Annotated in this window: 18 protein-coding genes and 1 pseudogene; 18 read left to right on the top strand and 1 reads right to left on the bottom strand. The window is 61.0% G+C overall.

The window, feature by feature from the left end:
- From FT726_RS07205 to FT726_RS07170, 8 genes are all read left to right on the top strand, one after another.
- A partial coding sequence (locus tag FT726_RS07205; protein ID WP_346302622.1) for an ABC transporter substrate-binding protein occupies positions 1-606 on the top strand: 606 nt, incomplete at its 5' end.
- Between the two features lie 10 nt (positions 607-616).
- A complete protein-coding gene (locus FT726_RS07200) occupies positions 617-1,561 on the top strand; it encodes an ABC transporter permease (protein WP_288421732.1) in 945 nt (314 codons plus the stop codon).
- Positions 1,558-2,415 (top strand): ABC transporter permease, encoded by an 858-nt coding sequence (locus FT726_RS07195; RefSeq protein ID WP_021509051.1) that lies wholly within the window; start codon positions 1,558-1,560, stop codon positions 2,413-2,415. Before FT726_RS07200 ends, FT726_RS07195 begins: the two co-directional genes overlap by 4 nt.
- Positions 2,412-4,022, top strand: coding sequence for an ABC transporter ATP-binding protein (locus FT726_RS07190; RefSeq protein ID WP_346302621.1), 1,611 nt, complete (start codon positions 2,412-2,414; stop codon positions 4,020-4,022). The genes FT726_RS07195 and FT726_RS07190 overlap by 4 nt, the downstream gene beginning before the upstream one ends.
- On the top strand, positions 4,019-5,023 hold the full coding sequence (locus FT726_RS07185) for a putative FMN-dependent luciferase-like monooxygenase (RefSeq protein ID WP_264251796.1): 1,005 nt from the start codon (positions 4,019-4,021) through the stop codon (positions 5,021-5,023). The genes FT726_RS07190 and FT726_RS07185 overlap by 4 nt, the downstream gene beginning before the upstream one ends.
- Positions 5,024-5,035: 12 nt before the next feature.
- Positions 5,036-6,139, top strand: a complete 1,104-nt coding sequence (locus FT726_RS07180; RefSeq protein WP_346302620.1) for an alkylhydroperoxidase domain protein — start codon at positions 5,036-5,038, stop codon at positions 6,137-6,139.
- Positions 6,140-6,141: 2 nt separating this feature from the next.
- Positions 6,142-6,519 (top strand): peptidase dimerization domain-containing protein, encoded by a 378-nt coding sequence (locus tag FT726_RS07175; RefSeq protein ID WP_288421584.1) that lies wholly within the window; start codon positions 6,142-6,144, stop codon positions 6,517-6,519.
- A gap of 23 nt (positions 6,520-6,542) precedes the next feature.
- A complete protein-coding gene (locus FT726_RS07170; RefSeq protein WP_346302619.1) occupies positions 6,543-7,391 on the top strand; it encodes a VOC family protein in 849 nt (282 codons plus the stop codon).
- Positions 7,392-7,545: 154 nt separating this feature from the next.
- Here FT726_RS07170 and FT726_RS07165 read toward each other — a convergent pair whose 3' ends face one another.
- Positions 7,546-7,812: a YdgH/BhsA/McbA-like domain containing protein gene (locus FT726_RS07165; protein ID WP_058770242.1), complete on the bottom strand. Its 267-nt coding sequence runs from the start codon at positions 7,810-7,812 to the stop codon at positions 7,546-7,548.
- A gap of 621 nt (positions 7,813-8,433) precedes the next feature.
- On the opposite strand from FT726_RS07165, the gene FT726_RS07160 reads away from it, so the two are divergent.
- The 10 genes and pseudogenes from FT726_RS07160 (at position 8,434) to FT726_RS07115 (ending at position 18,500) form a co-directional block, all read left to right on the top strand.
- A complete protein-coding gene (locus FT726_RS07160; protein WP_058770243.1) occupies positions 8,434-10,017 on the top strand; it encodes an arylsulfatase in 1,584 nt (527 codons plus the stop codon).
- A 48-nt stretch (positions 10,018-10,065) separates the two neighbouring features.
- A complete protein-coding gene (locus FT726_RS07155) occupies positions 10,066-11,361 on the top strand; it encodes an anaerobic sulfatase maturase (protein ID WP_346302618.1) in 1,296 nt (431 codons plus the stop codon).
- The gene (locus tag FT726_RS07150; protein WP_059012126.1) at positions 11,358-12,359 is read left to right on the top strand and encodes a MoxR family ATPase; all 1,002 of its coding nucleotides are present in this window, start codon (positions 11,358-11,360) and stop codon (positions 12,357-12,359) included. Before FT726_RS07155 ends, FT726_RS07150 begins: the two co-directional genes overlap by 4 nt.
- A complete protein-coding gene (locus FT726_RS07145; RefSeq protein WP_346302617.1) occupies positions 12,356-13,285 on the top strand; it encodes a DUF58 domain-containing protein in 930 nt (309 codons plus the stop codon). Before FT726_RS07150 ends, FT726_RS07145 begins: the two co-directional genes overlap by 4 nt.
- Positions 13,266-13,703 carry a DUF4381 family protein gene (locus FT726_RS07140; RefSeq protein WP_346302616.1) on the top strand — a complete coding sequence of 146 codons (438 nt, stop codon included), beginning with the start codon at positions 13,266-13,268 and terminating at the stop codon, positions 13,701-13,703. The genes FT726_RS07145 and FT726_RS07140 overlap by 20 nt, the downstream gene beginning before the upstream one ends.
- Positions 13,696-14,673 (top strand): VWA domain-containing protein, encoded by a 978-nt coding sequence (locus FT726_RS07135; RefSeq protein WP_282996445.1) that lies wholly within the window; start codon positions 13,696-13,698, stop codon positions 14,671-14,673. Before FT726_RS07140 ends, FT726_RS07135 begins: the two co-directional genes overlap by 8 nt.
- The gene (locus FT726_RS07130) at positions 14,670-16,172 is read left to right on the top strand and encodes a VWA domain-containing protein (RefSeq protein WP_282996446.1); all 1,503 of its coding nucleotides are present in this window, start codon (positions 14,670-14,672) and stop codon (positions 16,170-16,172) included. The genes FT726_RS07135 and FT726_RS07130 overlap by 4 nt, the downstream gene beginning before the upstream one ends.
- Positions 16,169-17,185 (top strand): oxygen tolerance domain protein, encoded by a 1,017-nt coding sequence (locus FT726_RS07125; protein ID WP_346302615.1) that lies wholly within the window; start codon positions 16,169-16,171, stop codon positions 17,183-17,185. Before FT726_RS07130 ends, FT726_RS07125 begins: the two co-directional genes overlap by 4 nt.
- Positions 17,182-18,204 (top strand): annotated as a pseudogene (locus FT726_RS07120) (HAD family hydrolase). Before FT726_RS07125 ends, FT726_RS07120 begins: the two are co-directional and overlap by 4 nt.
- Positions 18,201-18,500 carry a YicS family protein gene (locus FT726_RS07115; RefSeq protein WP_282996448.1) on the top strand — a complete coding sequence of 100 codons (300 nt, stop codon included), beginning with the start codon at positions 18,201-18,203 and terminating at the stop codon, positions 18,498-18,500. The pseudogene FT726_RS07120 and the gene FT726_RS07115 overlap by 4 nt, the downstream one beginning before the upstream one ends.
- Positions 18,501-18,574 lie beyond the last annotated feature (74 nt).

Here is an 18,574-nt window from a genome sequence, read left to right as displayed (position 1 = left end):
GCGGACAAACTGAAATATGATCCCGCCCGCGCCAGGCAACTGCTTGATGAGGCTGGCTGGCAGCCCGGCAGCGACGGCATCCGCGCCAAAGCGGGGCAAAAGCTGGCCCTGACCGTGTATGAATCGCTGCCGCAGCCGCAGAACAAAGAAGTGCTGCAGCTGGTGGCCCAGCAGTGGCGTCAGGTTGGCGTCCAGCTCACGGTGAAAGCCGGTGACGCCGGCAGCCGCACGCTGGACAACCTCGATCCGCTAAAAACCCCGCTCACGGTCTCGGAAGTGGGCCGCGCCGATCCGGACGTGGTGAAGAGCATGTTTTATCCCGCCAACCGCGATGCGCTGCTGCAAAAAGGCGGCTCCAGCGACAAAGTCCGGCATTTCCGTGACGACCAACTCAACAAGCTATTGGTGGCGATCTCGGCCGAAGTCGATCCGGCGAAACGTCTGGCGCTCACCGGAGACGCCCAGCGTTATCTGCTGGATCAGGCTTATGTGATCCCGATTTTTGAAGAGCCGCAGGTGTTTGCCGGCGCGCCGTGGCTGAAGGGCGTGAGTTTTGAAGCCGTAGGCCGACCGTCGTTCTACGGCGCATGGCTGGAAAAACATTGAGAGGATGATGATGCGACACGCACTGCTGCATAGAGCGGGACAAAGCCTGCTGGTGTTATGGGCGGCGTTTACCCTGTCGTTTCTGCTGCTGCAGGTGCTGCCGGGCGATGCGGTGCTGATCAAGTTCCAGAATCCGGATCTGGGTCTCAGCCCGCAGCAAATTGCAGAGATGCGCCAGGCCTACGGTGCCGATAGTCCGATCTGGCAGCAGTATCTGCATACGCTGCTGGCGATGCTGCGCGGTGACTTTGGCTACTCGGTGCAGGCAGGTGTGCCGGTCAGCGATCTGCTGCACAGCAATATGCCCGCCACGCTGCAGCTGGCGCTGGCCGGATTTGCCGTTGCCTGCGTGGTGGCCTTCGCACTGGCGGCGCTGGCGCGACTGCCGGCGCTGCGCCTGCTGCGTACGCTATTGCAGTCGCTGCCGGCACTGTTTATTTCGCTGCCGACGTTCTGGCTTGGCATCGCGCTGATTCAGCTGTTCTCCTTTCAACTGCGCTGGATTCCGGTGATCAACCCATCGCCCCTGCAGGGACTGATTCTGCCGGTGCTGACCGTCGCCGTGCCCATCTCCGCCCCGCTGGCCCAGATTCTGCTGCGCAGCATCGATCAGGTTGCTACTCAGCCGTTTGTCGCCGTGGCCCGCGCCAAAGGTGCCAGCGCACAACACGTGCTGTGGCGCCATATCATGCGCAACGCGCTGCTGCCGGTGCTCAATGTGGCCGGTTTGCTGCTGGGGGAATTGATCGCGGGCGCGCTGATTACCGAAACCGTGTTCGGCTTAAGCGGCATCGGTCAGCTGACCCAGCAGGCGGTCAACAATCAGGATGTGGCGGTGTTACAGGCGGTAGTAATGATCTCCGCACTGGCGTTTGTACTGATCAACCTGCTGGTCGATCTGCTGATGCCGCTGTTCGACCCACGTCTGCAAACCGTAGCCGGAGGAAATTCATGAGTCTGGTCGATTACTCTACCGCGCGTCAGGGACAGCCGGCCTTGCGGCGCGATCGTGCCCGCCGCCTGCAGCCCGGCTTGTGGCTGGCATGGACGGTGCTGGCGCTGGCGTTTGTGGCGGCCGTGGCACCGCAACTGTTTACCCACTATAGCCCGACCGAAGGCATTGCCGGCGCGCAGCGCTTAGCGCCGCACAGTGCGCACTGGCTCGGCACCGATCAACTTGGACGCGACCTGCTGGCGCGCATCGTCTATGGTGCCTCGCAGTCGCTCTCTGCGGCGGTCGCAGCGGTGGCGATGGGGCTTACTGGCGGAACCGCGCTGGGCGTCCTGGCCGGGGCCGTGGGCGGCCGCACTGAACAGGCGCTGATGCGACTGGTGGATGTGCTGCTTTCAATCCCGGCGCTGCTGCTGTCATTAAGCCTGCTGATCCTGCTGGGTTTTGGCACCGTGCACGCTGCGCTGGCGGTGGGCATCGCCTCGATTGCCAGTTTTGCCCGGCTGGCGCGCGGCGAAGTGGTGCGGGTACGCCGCAGTGAATATGTGGAAGCGGCTTATGGCAGTGGCGGCCGTTTCTGGCAGGTACTGTGGCGCCACATTGTCCCCAACTCGCTGACCGCGGTGATTGCCTTCGCCGCACTGCAGTTTGGTCAGGCCATTCTGGCGCTCTCAACTCTCAGCTTTCTCGGCTATGGCACGCCACCACCGACCCCCGAATGGGGCTTGCTGATCGCCGAAGGCCGCAACTATCTGGCTACCGCGTGGTGGCTGACTACCTTTCCCGGCGTGGTGGTAGTCGCCGTGGTGCTGGCGGCGAATCGCGTCAGCCGTCAGCTGGCAGGAGGTGACGCATGACAGCGCTATTGAGCGTGGAAAACCTCAGCCTCAGCTATCGCCAGCGCGGCGTGTGGCGTGAAGTGGTGCATAACGTGAGCTTTACCCTGCAGCCGGGCGAAATGGTGGCGCTGGTCGGTGAATCCGGCTCAGGCAAAACCACCACGGCCCAGGCGATTATCGGTCTGCTGGCGGACAATGCCCTGCGCGATAGCGGTAAAATCCTGCTGAACGGCACCGACATCGCTGGCTGGTCATCCCGGCGCATGGACAGCGTGCGCGGCGTGCATATCAGCCTGGTGCCGCAGGATCCCGGTAATTCGCTTAATCCGGTGAAGACCATTGGCGATCAGGTTGGCGAGATCCTGCAGCTACATCAGAAGTTTAGCCGGACCGCGCGCCAGCAGCGCGTGCTGGAGCTGCTGCAAAAAGTTGGGTTGAGCCATCCGGAGCAGCGCCTGCATCAATATCCGCATCAGCTCTCTGGCGGGATGAAGCAGCGCGTGCTGATTGCCATCGCCCTCGCCCTGCAACCACAGTTGATCATCGCCGATGAGCCGACCAGCGCGCTGGATGTCACGGTGCAAAAGCGCATTCTCGATCTGCTCGACCAGCTACGCCGTGAGTTCGCCACCGCCGTGCTGTTTGTCACCCACGACCTGGCGCTGGCTGCGGAACGCGCTGACCGTCTGCTGGTGTTTCGTCACGGTGAGATCCAGGAACAGGGAAGCGCAGCGACGCTGGTCAGCGCGCCACAGCATCCTTATACCCGCCAGCTGTTACAGGACGCGGTGCCCGATGCTGCCGCTCTGCCTTATCCGTCCGCAGCCCGTTTTTCCACACCGGCGATTCAGCTCAACGCCATCGATAAACAGTTTGCGCTTGGCAGGCAGCAGACGCTGACGGTGGCGAAAGCGGTCAGCCTGACAGTGCCACGCGGCACGACGCACGCGCTGGTGGGTGAATCCGGTTCCGGCAAAACCACGCTGGCGCGCATTCTGCTTGGCTTTGAACGCGCCGATCGCGGCAAAGTGGTGATTGACGGCATTGATGCCAGCAGCCTGCGCGGCGAAGCGCTGCGCCAGCTACGGCGCAAAATCCAGTTTGTTTACCAGAATCCGTTCGCCTCGCTCGATCCGCGCCAGACGCTGTTTAACATCATTGAAGAACCGCTGCGCAACTTCGGCTCGCTCAGCGCCGCCGCACGCCAGCAGCGGGTGCACGAGGTGGCGCAGCGCGTGGCACTGCCGCTGGATCTGCTGACGCGCAAGCCGCGCGAGCTGTCCGGCGGCCAGCGTCAGCGCGTCGCCATCGCACGGGCGTTGATCCCGCAACCGGCGATTCTGGTGCTGGATGAGGCAACGTCAGCGCTGGACGTCACGGTGCAGGCGCAGATTCTGCAATTGCTGCAACAGTTACAGCGCGAGCTGGGCCTCACCTATCTGTTTATCACCCACGATTTGGCCACCGTACGACGACTGGCACACAGCGTTACCGTGCTGCGCGCCGGCGAAGTGGTTGAACAAGGTGACACCGTCACACTGTTTAATGCGCCGCAGCATCCCTACACCCGCGCGTTGATTGACGCCATTCCGGTTTTCCGTCCGCTGATTAAGGAGTCTGCATGACGCGCAAACGCATCGGTTTTTTTACCCGCCTGCTCGACGACACCACGGCGCAACAGCGCTACCGGCTGGCGACGGAACAAATTCAGCACGCTGAACGCTGCGGATTTGACAGTGCCTGGATCGCGCAGCACCACTTTCATGAAAAGGAAGGCGGGCTGCCCTCACCGCTGGTGTTTCTTGCTCACGTGGCCGCGCACACCCGTCATATCCGCCTCGGCACCGGCATCATCACCCTGCCGCTGGAAAATGCCCTGCGCGTGGCCGAGGACGCGGCGGTGCTGGATCTGCTGAGCGACGGACGCCTGGAGATTGGGCTCGGCTCCGGCGGCACGCCAACCTCATTTTTGCCGTTTGGCCTGACCAGCGAACAGCGCGCCGGCGTGTTTGCCGACCAGTTACATACGCTGCTCAGCGCATGGCGCGGCGACACGCTGGCCCATCCGGACAATCATCTCTATCCGCCGGCTCCCACGCTGGCGCAGCGTGTGTGGATCGCCACCTTTTCCGTTGCAGGCGCGACGCGTGCCGGCCAGGCCGGTCATGGGCTGATGTTATCGCGCACCCAGCCGCGGCCGGTGGGTCAGCCGGACCTGTCGCTGCAGCAGCTGCAAAACCCGATGATCGATGCTTATCTCGCAGCGCTGCCGTCGGGCGTTGCGCCCCGCATCCTCGCTTCACGCACCGCGTTTGTTGCCGACTCGAACGACTACGCGCGCCGCCTTGCCGCACCCGGTCTGCAGCGTCAGGCGGAGCAGTTTCGCAAGGCGGGCCACGACATCACCGGCAGCACGCTGGAGAGCCACGCGCGCCAGCTCGATGCGCATATCGGCGATGCCGACGCGGTGCTGGCTTCGCTGCTGGCCGACAGCACGCTGACGCGCGCCACCGACATCACCTTCCAGGTGCACTCTATCGATCCGCCGCACGCCGATACGCTGCGTTCGGTGGCGTTAATTGCTGAACATATTGCCCCCACGCTGCGTGCGCTGGGTACCGCTTAACAGGAGAAAACCATGTCTCAGGCTACAGATTTACTGGCGGCACTGGCCGATATCGACCCGGCGGCGCAACTGGCAGAGGCGCGCAACGTGCGTCAGGCCGCGACCCGACACGCTCAGGGCAGCTATGAGGTGCTGTTTGGCGAGGATGACGACGATTTCCCGCTGGCGCAGCGCTACGCGCTCGCCGGGCAGGTCGCCGGCTGGCACGGCGTCACGTCATTGCAGGCACACTATCAGCAGCAACCCAGCGAAACTCCGGCAGATGCGCGCTTTGCCGCCGGTCGCGCCTTTGCTGAACTGCTGAGCCTGCATCCGGTCGACGCCACACCGCAACAACTGACCACGCTGCGCCATGCCGGCTGGACGCCGCGCGGCATCGTCACGCTGGCGCAGCTGGTGGGATTTGTCAGCTTTCAGAGTCGCCTGCTGACCGGCCTGCGCCTGCTGAGCGGTGAAGCATCGCGCGCGCAGCCCCATGCGGTGGCCGGCAAATGGCATAGCGCCCAGCTCACGGCCAGCGGACAGACTGCGCTCACCGCGTTTACCCAGCAGGAGTTGGGCTGGGAGCCGTGGCTGCCAGCCAAACCGCTCAGCGAGTTTACGGCGGAAGAACAGGCGACGCTGGCAAAAAACGGTCATAGCGAGTCCGACTATTTCCGTCTGCTGGCGCGCAATCTGCCGCTGCTGGAACAACGCACGCTGACGGATAAAGGCATCTTTTACACGCCGGGCGGTTTGCCTCGCGCCGAGCGTGAACTGGCGGCCACGGTGGTGAGTAAAGTCAACGGCTGCATTTACTGCGCGTCCGTGCATGCCCGCAAAGCCAGTCAGCTGTCAAAAGATGAGACTGCGGTGCAGAAACTTCTGAATGTCGCGCCGGGTGCCGAGCTGGCACACGGCCAGTCCGCGCGCTGGGCGGCGATTATCGATTTTGTCGCCACCTTATCGCTAACCCCGGTCGCCAGCAGCCAGACCCAGCTGCAGGCGCTGCGCGAGCACGGGCTGGATACGCTGCAGCTGCTGGACCTGATCCAGTCCGCCGCGTTTTTTGCCTGGGCCAACCGCCTGATGCTAACGCTGGGCGAACCTTTCTTACCTGAACAGCCGCAGGGATGACCATGACACACACGTTATCTGCCACACCGGCAGCGTTTACTGACCATTTTCATATCACCATTCACGGCAAAGGCGCTCACGCTGCACGTCCCCATGAGGGCATCGACAGTATCGTTACCGGCAGCCACATCGTCAGCGCGCTGGCGGCCGCCGGACTGGATGTCACCCGCTTTCAGGGTGGCAACAGCTGGAACGTGCTGCCGCCAGAGGTCGTCGTGGAAGGCGTGCTGCACAGCGAGGATGCCAGCGCGCGCCAGCGATCATCGGCGCAGGCCGCGACGCTGGTCAGCCATATTGCCCGGGCGTTCGGCGCCGAAGTGCAGCTTGCCTGGCAACCGCAACGCGAAGCCGAACGCAGCGCGACACCGCGGTCATCGTAATGATGCGAACCAGGAGGCAGATAATGGCGATACCGGTACCCGTTCCACAGCTCGATCATGCAGTGATCAATGTTGCCGATCGGCTGGATGACGCCAGCGCGCTGTATCGCCGGCTCGGTTTCCAGCTCACGCCACGCGGCCATCACTCGCTGGGCTCCAGTAATCATCTGGCGGTGTTTGGTGATAATTATCTGGAACTGCTGGGCTATGAAGCCGGGCGTGCGCACCAGCGTCAGGATATCTGGCAGGCACCGGCGGGCCTGAGCGGTCTGGTATGGAAAACCGGCGATGCCGATGCGGTGTGGCGCTATCTGGAAAGTCAGGGTATTGATGGCGATCCCGCCGCCAGTTTTTACCGGCCGGTGCAGTTGCCGGATGGCAGCGCACAGCAGGCGCGTTTTCGCACCGTTCGCCTGCGCCCCGCTCTGGTGCCAAATGGACGCAGTTTTTTCTGCCAGCATGAGACACCGCAGGCGGTCTGGCAGACAGTGTGGCAGCAGCATCCCAACGCGGTGACCGATATTATTGAGTTTGTGGTGGTGGCACAGGATCCGGCAGCCGCCGCGCTGCCCTACAGTCGTTTATTTGGTGCCGATAAGCTCACCGCCTGCCAGCAGGGCGCGTTTGTGCTGAAAGCGGGCGTGGCCACCGTGCGCTTTGCCGCTGCGCACTATGTGACGCAGCGCTTTACCGGCCTGCCGCCCGATTATGACGGCAGTGCGCGTATGGCCGCGCTGACGCTACGCAGCAGCGACTTACGCAGGGTGAAAGCCAGCCTGCTGCTGGGCGATGTGCCTTTTCGCGAAGAGTCGGATGCCATCGTGGTCAGCGCGGAACAGGCCAGCGGCGTGGCGCTGCGGTTTCAGCTATGAAAGCATTGTCGGAGTAGATTGCCTGCTGACGACCTGGCAAGCGAACCAGATCTTAATCTCATCGCTTACTGTAGAAATAGAAACACGACAACAGGCCGTTATTAAAACGGCCTGTTGCAATGACTATGACGCCTGATTTGCAGCGTATAATTTATTATTTATACACTGTTGCCGTACCCTGTATTTTCTTGCCTTCTTTGCCGGAGGTGATCACAAAATATTTACCCCCCATCTCATCGGCCTTTTTCGAGATTTCAGCCATGGCCTCTGCCGGTGAACTGTATTCATTATTGGTACTAACCTTACCAACTTCCTGATACTGCTTAGCCTCTTCTTTAGTAATCTCCTGCGCTGCCAGAGCCGATAAAGAGAAAGTTGACGCCACCAGCAATGACATTATTGCTACCGTAATTTTTTTCATAAATCACCCCAGATTAATTGATTCCATCCCGTTCCGGATGGCCTTTTAAGGCTTAGGTGAGCCATAAAAATAACGCAAACCTGAACGCTGAAAAATATGACCCGCCTCGTAAAAAATAACCAGCCACTTTCAGCCCACAGAAAATTTATTCATATAATACAATATATTAAGTTATTTTAAGCTTATTCAAAATAAGAAATTCCCTAGACGAAATGCGGAGCAGTGCGATACAGCAGAAAAAAATCACTCTGCCGCTCACATTTTTAAAATAGCACTTGGCATTCCAGTTATGAGCCGCTATGGTTGCTACATAACCAGATACACAGCCTGCTCATTTTTTGCATTTTTATACCTTGGTTACTTATATCCTCTCGCACACCGCATATTTTTCGCCTGCACGCAGCCTGCGTGCAGCGGGCCACGCTTTAATAAAAACTATTTAAAATCACAGATAATCAGACTGACTGAGCACCGCCATTCCGCACCGGGAAATAGCTATCAAAAAGATGCGTTTATTCATCTGCCGTCCTTTCAGGGTAAGGAGGAAATAACCGTCTGCGCAGCACTTATTCGGTCGGAAAAATTCTGACCTGGTCGGAATACAATTATCGGAGTGCAGAAATGTCCAGATTACCTTTTAGCAAGTCACTATTAGCGTCCATGCTATCTGTGGCCTGCTGTTCCTGGAGCGCCCATGCGGCTCCTCAATCCCCGACGCCCTCTACCGCGCCCGAGCAAAATTCGGGCAAGCCTAACATCGTGGTGATTTTTGGCGATGACATTGGCTACTGGAACATCAGTTCCTATAACCAGGGTACCATGGGATACAAAACGCCCAACATCGACAGTATTGCCGCCGAGGGCGCCAAATTCACCTCGTATTACGCCGAGCAAAGCTCCACCGCCGGACGCTCGTCGTTTATCACCGGGCAGATGCCGTTCCGCACCGGCATGAGTAAAGTCGGTATGCCAGGTGCGCCGCAGGGCCTGCAGAAAGAAGATCCGACCATTGCCTCGATCCTGAAACAGCTCGGCTATGCCACCGGTCAGTTTGGTAAAAACCATCTGGGCGATCGCAATGAATTCCTGCCTACCGCACACGGTTTCGACGAGTTCTTTGGCAATCTGTATCACCTGAACGCCGAAGAAGAACCGGAGAACCCGGACTATCCGAAAGATCCTGAGTACCGTAAACAGTTCGGTCCGCGCGGCGTCATTAAAGCCAGCGCGGATGGCAAGGTTGAAGATACCGGGCCACTGAACGTGAAACGTATGGGCACGGTGGATGAAGAGTTCCTCGCCGCCAACAACGATTTCATGGAGCGTCAGGTCAAAGCGGGCAAACCGTTTTTTACCTGGTTCAACACCACGCGCATGCACAACAAAACGCACATTAAACCGCAGGATCAGGGCGTGACCGGCCTCGGCGACTACGCGGACGGCATGGTTGAGCACGATAAAATGATCGGCGAGGTGCTGAAGAAAATTAAAGACCTGGGTATCGAAGATAACACCATCGTGATTTACACCACCGACAACGGTCCGATGATCGCCACCTGGCCTGATGCCGGCATGACGCCATTCCGCGGTGAGAAAAATACCGGCTGGGAGGGCGGGTTCCGCGTCCCCGCGATGATCAAATGGCCGGGGCATATTAAGCCCGGCACGATGATCAACGATATTTTCGGCAGCAACGACTGGTTCCCGACGCTGGTTGCCGCAGCGGGCGTGCCGGATATCAAACAGCAGCTGCTGAAAGGCTATAAGACCAGCGCCATGACCTACAAAGTGCATCTGGACGGTTACAACCAGCTGGATTTCCTGCAGGGCAAAGGGCCCGACCAGCGTAATGAGTTCTTCTACTGGAGCGATGACGGCGATCTGTTAGCGATGCGCTACGGTCGCTGGAAAGCGCATTTCATGATTCAGGAACACACCGGCCTCGACCTGTGGAAATATCCGTTCGTTAAACTGCGCACGCCACTGATCTTCGACCTGGAGATCGACCCGCTGGAGCGCGGTGACAGCGGTATGGATTACAACCACTGGTTCTATGACCGTCTGTTCCTGCTGGGTGGCGCGCAGAAATATGCCGCAGAAATGCTGCAAAGCTTCAAAGAGTTCCCGCCTCGTCAGAAACCCGGATCTTTCACCGTTTCGGATGTGCAGAAACTGATTGACGAAGGCAGCCCGGCCACCAACTGAGTTATCACTCACAGCCGGGCACGCCGTGCCCGGTATTCGGAGGCATTGATGAAATACAGCACCACACTGCCGGTTCGCCCGTTGCCCTCGGCGGAAAAATACAACGGCATCGGCCCGGCGTATAAACGCCGCTTTCACGTAATGGCCAAACCCACCGGCTCGCGCTGCAATATCGACTGCAACTACTGTTTTTACCTGCATAAAGAGCAGCTGCTGCAGCAGGATCATCACAGCGGCATGTCCGATGAAGTGCTGGAAAACTATATTCGCCAGTACATTGATAGTCAGGATGGCGATCAGGTGGTGTTCTCCTGGCAAGGCGGTGAACCGACGCTGATGGGGTTGCCGTGGTTCGAAAAGGTGGTGGCGCTGCAGCAAAAGTATCAGAAGCCAGGACAACGCATCGAGAATGATCTGCAAACCAATGGCATCCTGCTGAACGATAGCTGGGCGCGCTTTCTGAAGCAGCATCACTTTCTGGTCGGGCTGTCGATTGATGGCCCGCGCGAGTTGCACGATCGCTATCGCGTAACACGCAGCGGTAAACCGACTTTCGACAAAGTGATGGCGGGTGTGGCGGCGCTGCAACGCCACGGCGTGCCGTTCAACGCGCTGGTCACGGTCAACCGGACCAATGCACGCTTTCCGCTGCAGGTGTACCGCTTTCTCACGCGCGAACTGGGCGCGACCTATCTGCAATTCAATCCCTGCGTCGAGCCGGTCGATTTTACCCAAACCGCGCCGCAGTTCTGGCGCGATGACAGCATCCCGGTGAGCGGTTCCCGCCGCGCGCGGCCGGGCGATCTCGACTCGGTGGTGACCGACTGGTCGGTCGATCCCGATGACTGGGGACGCTTTCTCATCGCCGTGTTTGAAGAGTGGGTCAACAATGATTTAGGCCGCGTACAGGTTAACCTGTTTGAAACGGCAGTGGCGCAAACCCTGGGCCTGCCGGGCCAGATCTGCGTGACCTCAGAGTTCTGCGGCAAGGGCCTCGCCATTGAACAAAACGGTGATATCTATGCCTGCGATCACTACGTCTATCCGGAGTATCAGCTGGGCAATATTGCCAACACTAAACTGGCGCACCTGGCGTTTTCCGAACGGCAAAAAGCGTTTGGCCTCGGGAAACGCGACTCCCTGCCCGCCGTCTGCAAACGCTGTCCTTACCTCAAATTATGCTGGGGCGAATGCCCGAAAAACCGCATCGTGCGCAGCGCAGAGGGTGAACCCGGCCTTAACTATCTCTGTCCCGGCATCAAAGCGTTTTTTTCCTATGCTCAGCCGATCCTGGTAGGTATCGCCACGCTGCTTGAGCGGGAAAAACAGGGAGTGACGCAATGACCCTGCGGCAACGGTTTCTCGACCTGGAAGCGAGCATGAACCAGCAGGTGCTGGGTCAGCCAGAGCTGGTGCGCATGCTGATTATCGCGCTGCTGTGCGACGGCCACGTTCTGCTGGAAGGACTGCCCGGACTGGCCAAAACCCGTGCGGTGCGTGAGCTGGCGCGCCACATTGAAGGCGACTTCAGCCGTATTCAGTTCACACCGGATCTGCTGCCCTCGGATATCACCGGCAGCGAAATTTATCAGCAACACGCCACGCGTGAAGAGGAGCAGTTTCGTTTCCGGCCAGGCCCGGTGTTCGGCAACCTGATTCTGGCCGATGAGATCAACCGCGCCTCGGCCCGCGTGCAGTCGGCGTTGCTGGAAGCCATGGAGGAGCGTCATGTCACGGTGGCGGGCAACAGCTGGCCGCTGCCCGGCGTATTTATGGTGCTGGCGACGCAAAACCCGGTTGATCAGGAAGGCACCTGGCCTCTGCCGGAAGCGCAGCTGGATCGCTTCCTGATGAAAGTGCTGGTGCACTATCCCTCGAAAGAGAATGAACAGCGCGTGATGCAGCTGGTGCGCGCCGAACAGCAGGCAAAATATCGCGAACAGGACACCTCTGCCGTCAGCGCCGCTGCGCCGCCGCCGGTGAAAATCAGCCAGGCGGATATGGGTTGCTGCTGGCAGGCCATCTCCGACATTTACGTCGCGCCCACGGTGGAAGATTACATCGTCTCGCTGGTGGAAATGACGCGCCAGCCGCAGCAGGTCAGCGACACCTTTGCCAGTTATGTGGCGCTGGGTATCAGCCCGCGCGGCACGCTGGCACTGGACCGCGCCGGGCGCGCGCAGGCGTGGCTCGAAGGGCGTGATGCGGTGTTGCCGGACGATATTCAGCGCATTGCCCCGGCCGTGCTGCGGCATCGTCTGCTGCTGAGTTATCAGGCCAGCGCCGACCAGGTGACCGCCGATGACGTGGTGCGCATGCTGCTGGATGCGGTGGTCGCATGACGGATACCGCACTGGCCGTCACCCTGCCCGGCCTGCTGGCGCTGGCGGGTGCAGCGCAGCAGCTGCGCAATCCGCCGGCTCAGCTGCCACCCGGCGCGATGGCCGGCGAGCGCGTGTCGCGTCAGCAGGGACGCGGACTCAATGTTGACAGCCGGCGCCGCTATCAGCCGGGCGATGATGTGCGGCTGATCGACTGGCAGGCCACCGCGCGTCTGCGCACACCCTGGGTGCGCTTGTATAACGAAGAGCGCGAGCGGCCGGTATTTCTGCTGGTCGATCAGCGCCTGGATATGTATTTCGCCACACGCGGGCACACCAAATCGGTCGCCGCCGCCCATCTGGCAGCGCTGCTGGCGTGGCGTAGCTGGCACGATGGCGATCGTCTCGGGGCCGCCGTGTTCAGCGATGATTCCCTGAGATTGCAGCGCTGCCGCTCGCCGAAACTCGCCCTGGCGCCGTGCCTGAACGACCTGCATCAAATGAATAATCAGCTGCCGGCGCGCTATCCGCAGGAGCCCGCCAGCAGTCTGCCACTCCATCAGGTGCTGCAACGTATCCGCGCTCAGGTGCCTGCCGGAAGCTGGCTGGCACTGATCAGCGATTTCCACGATCTTGACGCTCAGAGTGACGCGCTGCTGGCGGCGCTGGCGCGCCGGTGTGATATCACCGCCTTTGTGCTGCTCGACGATCTGCATCTGCGGCTTCCGCATCAGGGCTATCTCGCCGCGCATTACCAGCATCAGCACGTTACGCTGCCGCTTTCGCCCGCGTTGCGTCAGCAGATTAGCGAGCGGGTCACCGCCCGGCTGGCACAGCAGCAGACGCGACTGCTGCGGCTCGGCATCCGCGTGCAGCACATTGTGGTGAGTGAACCGTTATGGCGTCAGCTGACGCAGGGCGACGAGAATGCTGGAAAAAGGCTTTAGCGTTCCGCCACTACTGCATCCTGACCTGCCGCCCGCGGGCTCCTGGCTGCCGCTGCCTGCGGGCTGGTGGTGGCTGGCGGGCGCGTTAACGGCCCTGCTTGTGCTGCTGGCCCTGTGGCGCACAGCGCGCTGGCGGCGCAACCGCTGGCGGCGTGAAGCGCGTCAGGTTTTACGTCACGACAACAGCATTGATAGCTGGCTGCGGCTGATTAAGCGGGTGCGGCTGGTGCACCAGCCACGTGCTCAGGTCAGTGAACTGAGCCTCAGCCAGTTACTGCAGGAGCTACCGCTGGATGCTGCAACCTATCAGCGGCTGCTTGACGGTTACTGCCAGTCGGACAATAGCCTGTCGCCTGATGAAATGCAGCGCCTGCGCAGCCAACTGCGGCGCTGGCTGGAGGCACTGCCCGATGTCTGAACTGCTTACCCGCTTCGATTTTGCCTGGCCGTGGGTCTGGCTCCTGCTGCCGCTGCCGCTGCTGACGCGCTTTCTGCTACCGCCACGCCAGCCGGTCAGCGAAGAGGTGCGCGTGCCGTTCCTGCCGGAACTGGTGAGGGAGTTGCGTCTGGAGAATGCCCCACCGGCCAGCCGCTGGTCTCAAACGCTGCTGTTCTGGCTGGTGTGGCTGCTGTTACTGGCCGCGCTGGCGCGCCCTGAGCTGCTGTTGCCACCGCAGCTACAGCATAAGCCGATGCGCAATGTGGTGCTGGTGCTGGATGTTTCCGGTTCGATGGCGAAAAACGACGCCGGCGCGGGCACCACTCGCCTGCAGGCGGTGCAGCGCTCGGTGCACAATTTTGTGCTCCAGCGAACCCGCGATCGCATCGGGCTGGTGATTTTTGCCAGTCAGGCGTGGCCGTTTGCGCCGATCAGCGCCGATAAGCAGGCACTGCTGGCGCGCATCAACCAGCTGGCACCCGGCATGGTGGGCCAGCAAACCGCCATCGGCGATGCGCTGGGGGTAGCGGTCAAACTGCTGGACAGCAGCCTGGAACAGGACGCCAGCCGCATGGTGATTTTACTTACCGACGGCAACGATACCGCTTCACAGCTGCCGCCCGCCCTCGCTGCGCAGCTGGCAGCAGAGCATCAGGTGCAGGTTGATACCATCGCCTTTGGCGATATTAACGCCAGCGGCGAGGACAAAGTCGATAGCGCGCTGATGCAGGATATTGCCCGCATCACAGGCGGTAGTGCGTTTCAGGCGGCTACCTCAGGCAGCGCACTGCAACGTGTCTGGCAAACCATTGACGCCCAAATGCCCGCGCAGGTGGCGACGCTCGGTCTGTCGTTTACGCGACCGCTGTTTGCCTGGCCGCTCGGCGCGGCGCTGGCGCTGTTAACCGCGGCGTTGTTGCTGGCGCGCCTGCGGGAGCGTGCAGCATGAATGGCTTTCATTTTATGCATCCGTGGTGGCTGTCCGGGCTGCTGATTTGTCTGGCACTGGCGTGGCTATTGCGCGCGCCGCGCAGCGCCTGGCAGCGCATTATGACAGCGCCGTTTCACGCCCTGATTACCGGTAAGCGACTGCAGCGGTTGTCACCCGTTCCGTGGCTGCTGGCGCTCGGCGTGCTGGCGCTGGCAGGGCCGTCATGGCAGAAGGCGTTGCCGGGCGGCGTTACGCCGCAAAGTAACGTGATGGTGATTCTGCAACAGGATCTCAGCATGCTGGCGCAGGATCTCCCGCCCGACCGGCATCAGCGCATGCAGCATAAGATCGCTCAGCTGATGCAGCAGATGCCGGGTAGCCACTTTGGTCTGGTGGTGTATCGCGGCGGTGCCTGGCTGACCACGCCGCTGACCAACGATCCGGCCTTTTACTCGCTGTTCTTGCAGGCGCAGCAGCCAACGTTACTGCCGGACGGTCAGGGCAATGGCCTGGCGGCCGCTCTCAGGCTTGCCGATGATAATATGCCGGACACGCCGCGCAGCATTGTGCTGGTGGCCGATACGTTGCGCCAGGAAGATGCCCGGTTGCTCAGCCAGACCTCGCTGCCGCTGCAGCTGTGGGTGCCCGGCACCGCGCCCGGCGGCCCCTTGCCGCCCGCTTTCGCCAGTCAGGCTATTGATACCCGCCTCAACGTGGCGCGCTTCCAGCAGCTACGCGACAACGGCGTGGCGGTTACGCTCGCCACCCCCGATGACAGCGATCTGCCTGCCATCAGGCACCATATTCAGCAAAGCCTCAGCGCCCAGCAAAACAGTCGCGAGGATCTGCCGTGGCACAACAGCGGCTACTGGCTGATTGCGCCGATGTTGTTGCTGCTGCTGTGGTGGCGTCGTCAGATACTGATAGTGCTGATTGTATTGCCGCTCAGTGGGATAACGCCGCCGGCCGCCGCCGCGCTGCTGGATGCGTTTATCCCGCCCGACCTGCAAGGGCAACATGCCTTTCAACGGCAGGATTACGCGCGCGCGGCGCAGCACTATGTTGATCCGCTGCGCCGCGGCATTGCGCTCTACTATGCCGGTGATTTTTCCGACGCCAGCGGCGCTTTTCGTCAGGCACCCGTGACGCCTGAATCGCTGCTGTGGCTGGGCAACAGCCTGGCGCAGCAGAAACAGTGGCAGCAGGCGCTGCAGCATTACGATCAGGCGCTGAGCCTGCGTCCCGACTGGCGAATGGCACAGCAAAATCGCGCCAGCATCGCGCGCATTGTGATGCAGCTTCGTCAGCAGGAGCGCGATCGCCAGGCGGCACAGGGAAAAGAGCAGGATTACGATCCTGACGGCAGCAAAAAAGACCTGCACAAACAGCAGGGCGTCGCGCAGCAGGTCATGCAGCCTGCAGGTCACGCGGCACCGCAGGTCAGTCAGTGGTACGACAATCTCAGCCTGTCGCCCGGTGGCCTGCTGGAAAATCTCTATCGTCAGGAGTCACCATGAGAACGCTGCTGATTTGCCTGTTGCTGCTGACCGGGCCCGCGCGCGCCGCGATGGACATCACGCGCGAGCTGGTTGGCGATGACCGTTTGGTGCCGGGTCAGCCGCTGCGCGTCGCGGTAACCTACTGGACCGATAGCTGGTTTAACCCGCCGCCACAGTGGCCTGACTTCCCGGTCAGCAACGGCACGCTGTTGCCGGCGGCCATTCCCAATCAGCTGGTATCGCGTCAGCGTGACGGTGTCAGCTGGAGCGGCATCCGCATGGAGCGCCAGCTGATGGCCTGGGATCAGGGCAAACTGCAGCTGCCGGCGCTGCACATCACCCTGCAATCCGCGGGCCAGCCGCCGCAGACCGTTACGCTGCCAGCGCTGGAAAAAAATGTGCGCTGGCCGCCGGGTGTGCAGCAGCCGGATCGCTTCCTGCCCGCCGCCACGCTTCATCTGCAGGAAAAAGTGACACTGTATCGTGCCGCGCAGGGCGACGCGCTACACGCAGGCGACGTGGTGGAACGTCAGATTACGCTGCAGGCCAGTGGTGTGGTCTCCGGACAGATTCCACCGGTGCTGATCGATTTGCCCGGTGCCATTACCCAGCTGCTGACGCCCGAGGTTAGCGTCCTGACCAGCGGACGCGGTGAAATCACTGGCAGCCAGCGACGCGAGCGGCTGCGCTATCTGCCGGACATCGCCGGCAGCCTGACGCTGCCGCCGGTGCAGCTGCGCTGGTGGGATACCCGACAACAGACATGGCAGCTCGCCACGCTGCCCGCCCATCACTATGACATTCTGCCTGCGCGCACGGCCGGCAGCGAACAGGTGCTGCGTGCCGGGCCTGAACGCCCCTGGTGGCAGTGGCTGCTGCTCGCCGCAACCGTGGTTCTCCTCGTCGCGGTGCTGTGGACTGGCCGCCATTTACTGCGTCAGGCGCTGATGTTTGCCGGCCATGCGTGGAGCCGCCTGTGGCGTATTCATGCGCTGCCCGATCTCGTTCCACATCACAGGAGTCGCCGATGAAAACTGTTTCTATACTGGCGGGCCTCACGCTGTGCCTCGCTGGCGTCAGTCAGGCTGACGATCTCTCCGCCTGGCGTGACGGTGCGGCAAAGCGTGCCATTACACAGTGGGTGGATGAAACCACCCGCGCCGGCAGCGCTGACTTTATTCCTATTAACCAGCGCTACGTGGTGTTCGATAATGACGGCACGCTATGGCCGGAAGCACCGCTCACCTTTCAGCTGCAGTTTGCGCTCGATGAAGTGAAACGGCTGGCACCGTAGCATCCGCAGTGGCAGCAGGATGCGCTGGTGCAGGCGGTGCTCAGCAACAACACGGCCGCTATTGCCGCCAGCGGGAAAAAGGGGCTGATGCATTTGCTGACACTGACGCACAGCGGTATCACCACCGATGAGTTTGCACAACGCGTGCAGAACTGGGTGGCGACGCAGCGGGATACGCGTTTTGGCTGCCGCTACGATCGCATGGGCTATCTGCCGATGCGCCAGCTGCTGGATTATCTGCGCGCTCACGGTTTCCGCACCTGGATTATCTCCGGCGGCGGCATCGATTTTATGCGCGTGCTGGCGGAACAGATGTACGGCATTCCACCTGAGCAAGTGGTTGGCTCGTTTTCCCTTGCGGAATTTTCACTCAGCGACAACGGCACGCAGTTGCGGAAAACCATGAATGGTGCATTTTATGATGATGAAGCGGCCAAACCGGTGGCCATCCATCTGTTCATGGGTCATCGGCCGGTAGCAGCGTTCGGCAACAGCGACGGCGATGTGCCGATGCTGCAATACACCTCGGGCAACCCTGCCGCCAGCACCTTCGGGCTGCTGGTGCATCACACCGATGCACAGCGGGAATACGCCTACGATGCGCATCCGCCGGCCAGCGGCAAACTGGTTAACGGTCTCAGGCTGGCCGCGCACTATGGCTGGACCGTTGTCGATATGAAACAGGACTGGGGTACGGTGTTCGATCCCGCCCAGTGCCCGGCCGCCGTTTCCGTTCATCAAGGAGAAGCAAAATGAAAACATTACCTTTCACTGCCATGATCGCCCTGCTCACCCTGAGTGCCACGTCTGCGCTGGCGGTATCGCCGTATGAGAATCTGGCACTGGCGCTGCGGCAGCAGACCATGATCAACGATCTGCGCACTCACTGCCGCGTGCCGGTCTCCATCGACGACGAAAAAATCAAGCAGACCTTTCTGGCGGATAAGAGCAATCACAACGCGCTGTTGCAGGCGGCTGATGCGCTGAAGATGGGCAAGCATCAGCATTATCAGCAGCTGATGTCGCAGATAACCTGCCCGGATTTTAGCTGATCGTCGCTGACAGGAAACGCCAGACGCCATCGTGGTCAGCGCGGAACAGGCCAGCGGCGTGGCGCTACGGTTTC

It is taken from the genome of Pantoea sp. Morm (assembly GCF_016643525.1).
In the GTDB taxonomy this organism is placed as follows: domain Bacteria; phylum Pseudomonadota; class Gammaproteobacteria; order Enterobacterales; family Enterobacteriaceae; genus Pantoea; species Pantoea dispersa.
Note: the sequence above shows the minus strand (reverse complement) of the source record. Positions and strands in the feature narration are given on the sequence as shown.

Excerpts from the sequence above, each read along its gene's own strand:
- FT726_RS07115 (WP_282996448.1), top strand. The coding sequence starts at position 18,201 with ATGAAAACATTACCTTTCACTGCCATGATCGCCCTGCTCACCCTGAGT.
- FT726_RS07145 (WP_346302617.1), top strand. The coding sequence starts at position 12,356 with ATGACGGATACCGCACTGGCCGTCACCCTGCCCGGCCTGCTGGCGCTG.
- FT726_RS07155 (WP_346302618.1), top strand. The coding sequence starts at position 10,066 with ATGAAATACAGCACCACACTGCCGGTTCGCCCGTTGCCCTCGGCGGAA.
- FT726_RS07150 (WP_059012126.1), top strand. The coding sequence starts at position 11,358 with ATGACCCTGCGGCAACGGTTTCTCGACCTGGAAGCGAGCATGAACCAG.
- FT726_RS07135 (WP_282996445.1), top strand. The coding sequence starts at position 13,696 with ATGTCTGAACTGCTTACCCGCTTCGATTTTGCCTGGCCGTGGGTCTGG.
- FT726_RS07125 (WP_346302615.1), top strand. The coding sequence starts at position 16,169 with ATGAGAACGCTGCTGATTTGCCTGTTGCTGCTGACCGGGCCCGCGCGC.
- FT726_RS07185 (WP_264251796.1), top strand. The coding sequence starts at position 4,019 with ATGACGCGCAAACGCATCGGTTTTTTTACCCGCCTGCTCGACGACACC.
- FT726_RS07140 (WP_346302616.1), top strand. The coding sequence starts at position 13,266 with ATGCTGGAAAAAGGCTTTAGCGTTCCGCCACTACTGCATCCTGACCTG.
- FT726_RS07175 (WP_288421584.1), top strand. The coding sequence starts at position 6,142 with ATGACACACACGTTATCTGCCACACCGGCAGCGTTTACTGACCATTTT.
- FT726_RS07180 (WP_346302620.1), top strand. The coding sequence starts at position 5,036 with ATGTCTCAGGCTACAGATTTACTGGCGGCACTGGCCGATATCGACCCG.
- FT726_RS07130 (WP_282996446.1), top strand. The coding sequence starts at position 14,670 with ATGAATGGCTTTCATTTTATGCATCCGTGGTGGCTGTCCGGGCTGCTG.
- FT726_RS07165 (WP_058770242.1), bottom strand. The coding sequence starts at position 7,812 with ATGAAAAAAATTACGGTAGCAATAATGTCATTGCTGGTGGCGTCAACT.
- FT726_RS07200 (WP_288421732.1), top strand. The coding sequence starts at position 617 with ATGCGACACGCACTGCTGCATAGAGCGGGACAAAGCCTGCTGGTGTTA.
- FT726_RS07190 (WP_346302621.1), top strand. The coding sequence starts at position 2,412 with ATGACAGCGCTATTGAGCGTGGAAAACCTCAGCCTCAGCTATCGCCAG.
- FT726_RS07160 (WP_058770243.1), top strand. The coding sequence starts at position 8,434 with ATGTCCAGATTACCTTTTAGCAAGTCACTATTAGCGTCCATGCTATCT.
- FT726_RS07170 (WP_346302619.1), top strand. The coding sequence starts at position 6,543 with ATGGCGATACCGGTACCCGTTCCACAGCTCGATCATGCAGTGATCAAT.
- FT726_RS07195 (WP_021509051.1), top strand. The coding sequence starts at position 1,558 with ATGAGTCTGGTCGATTACTCTACCGCGCGTCAGGGACAGCCGGCCTTG.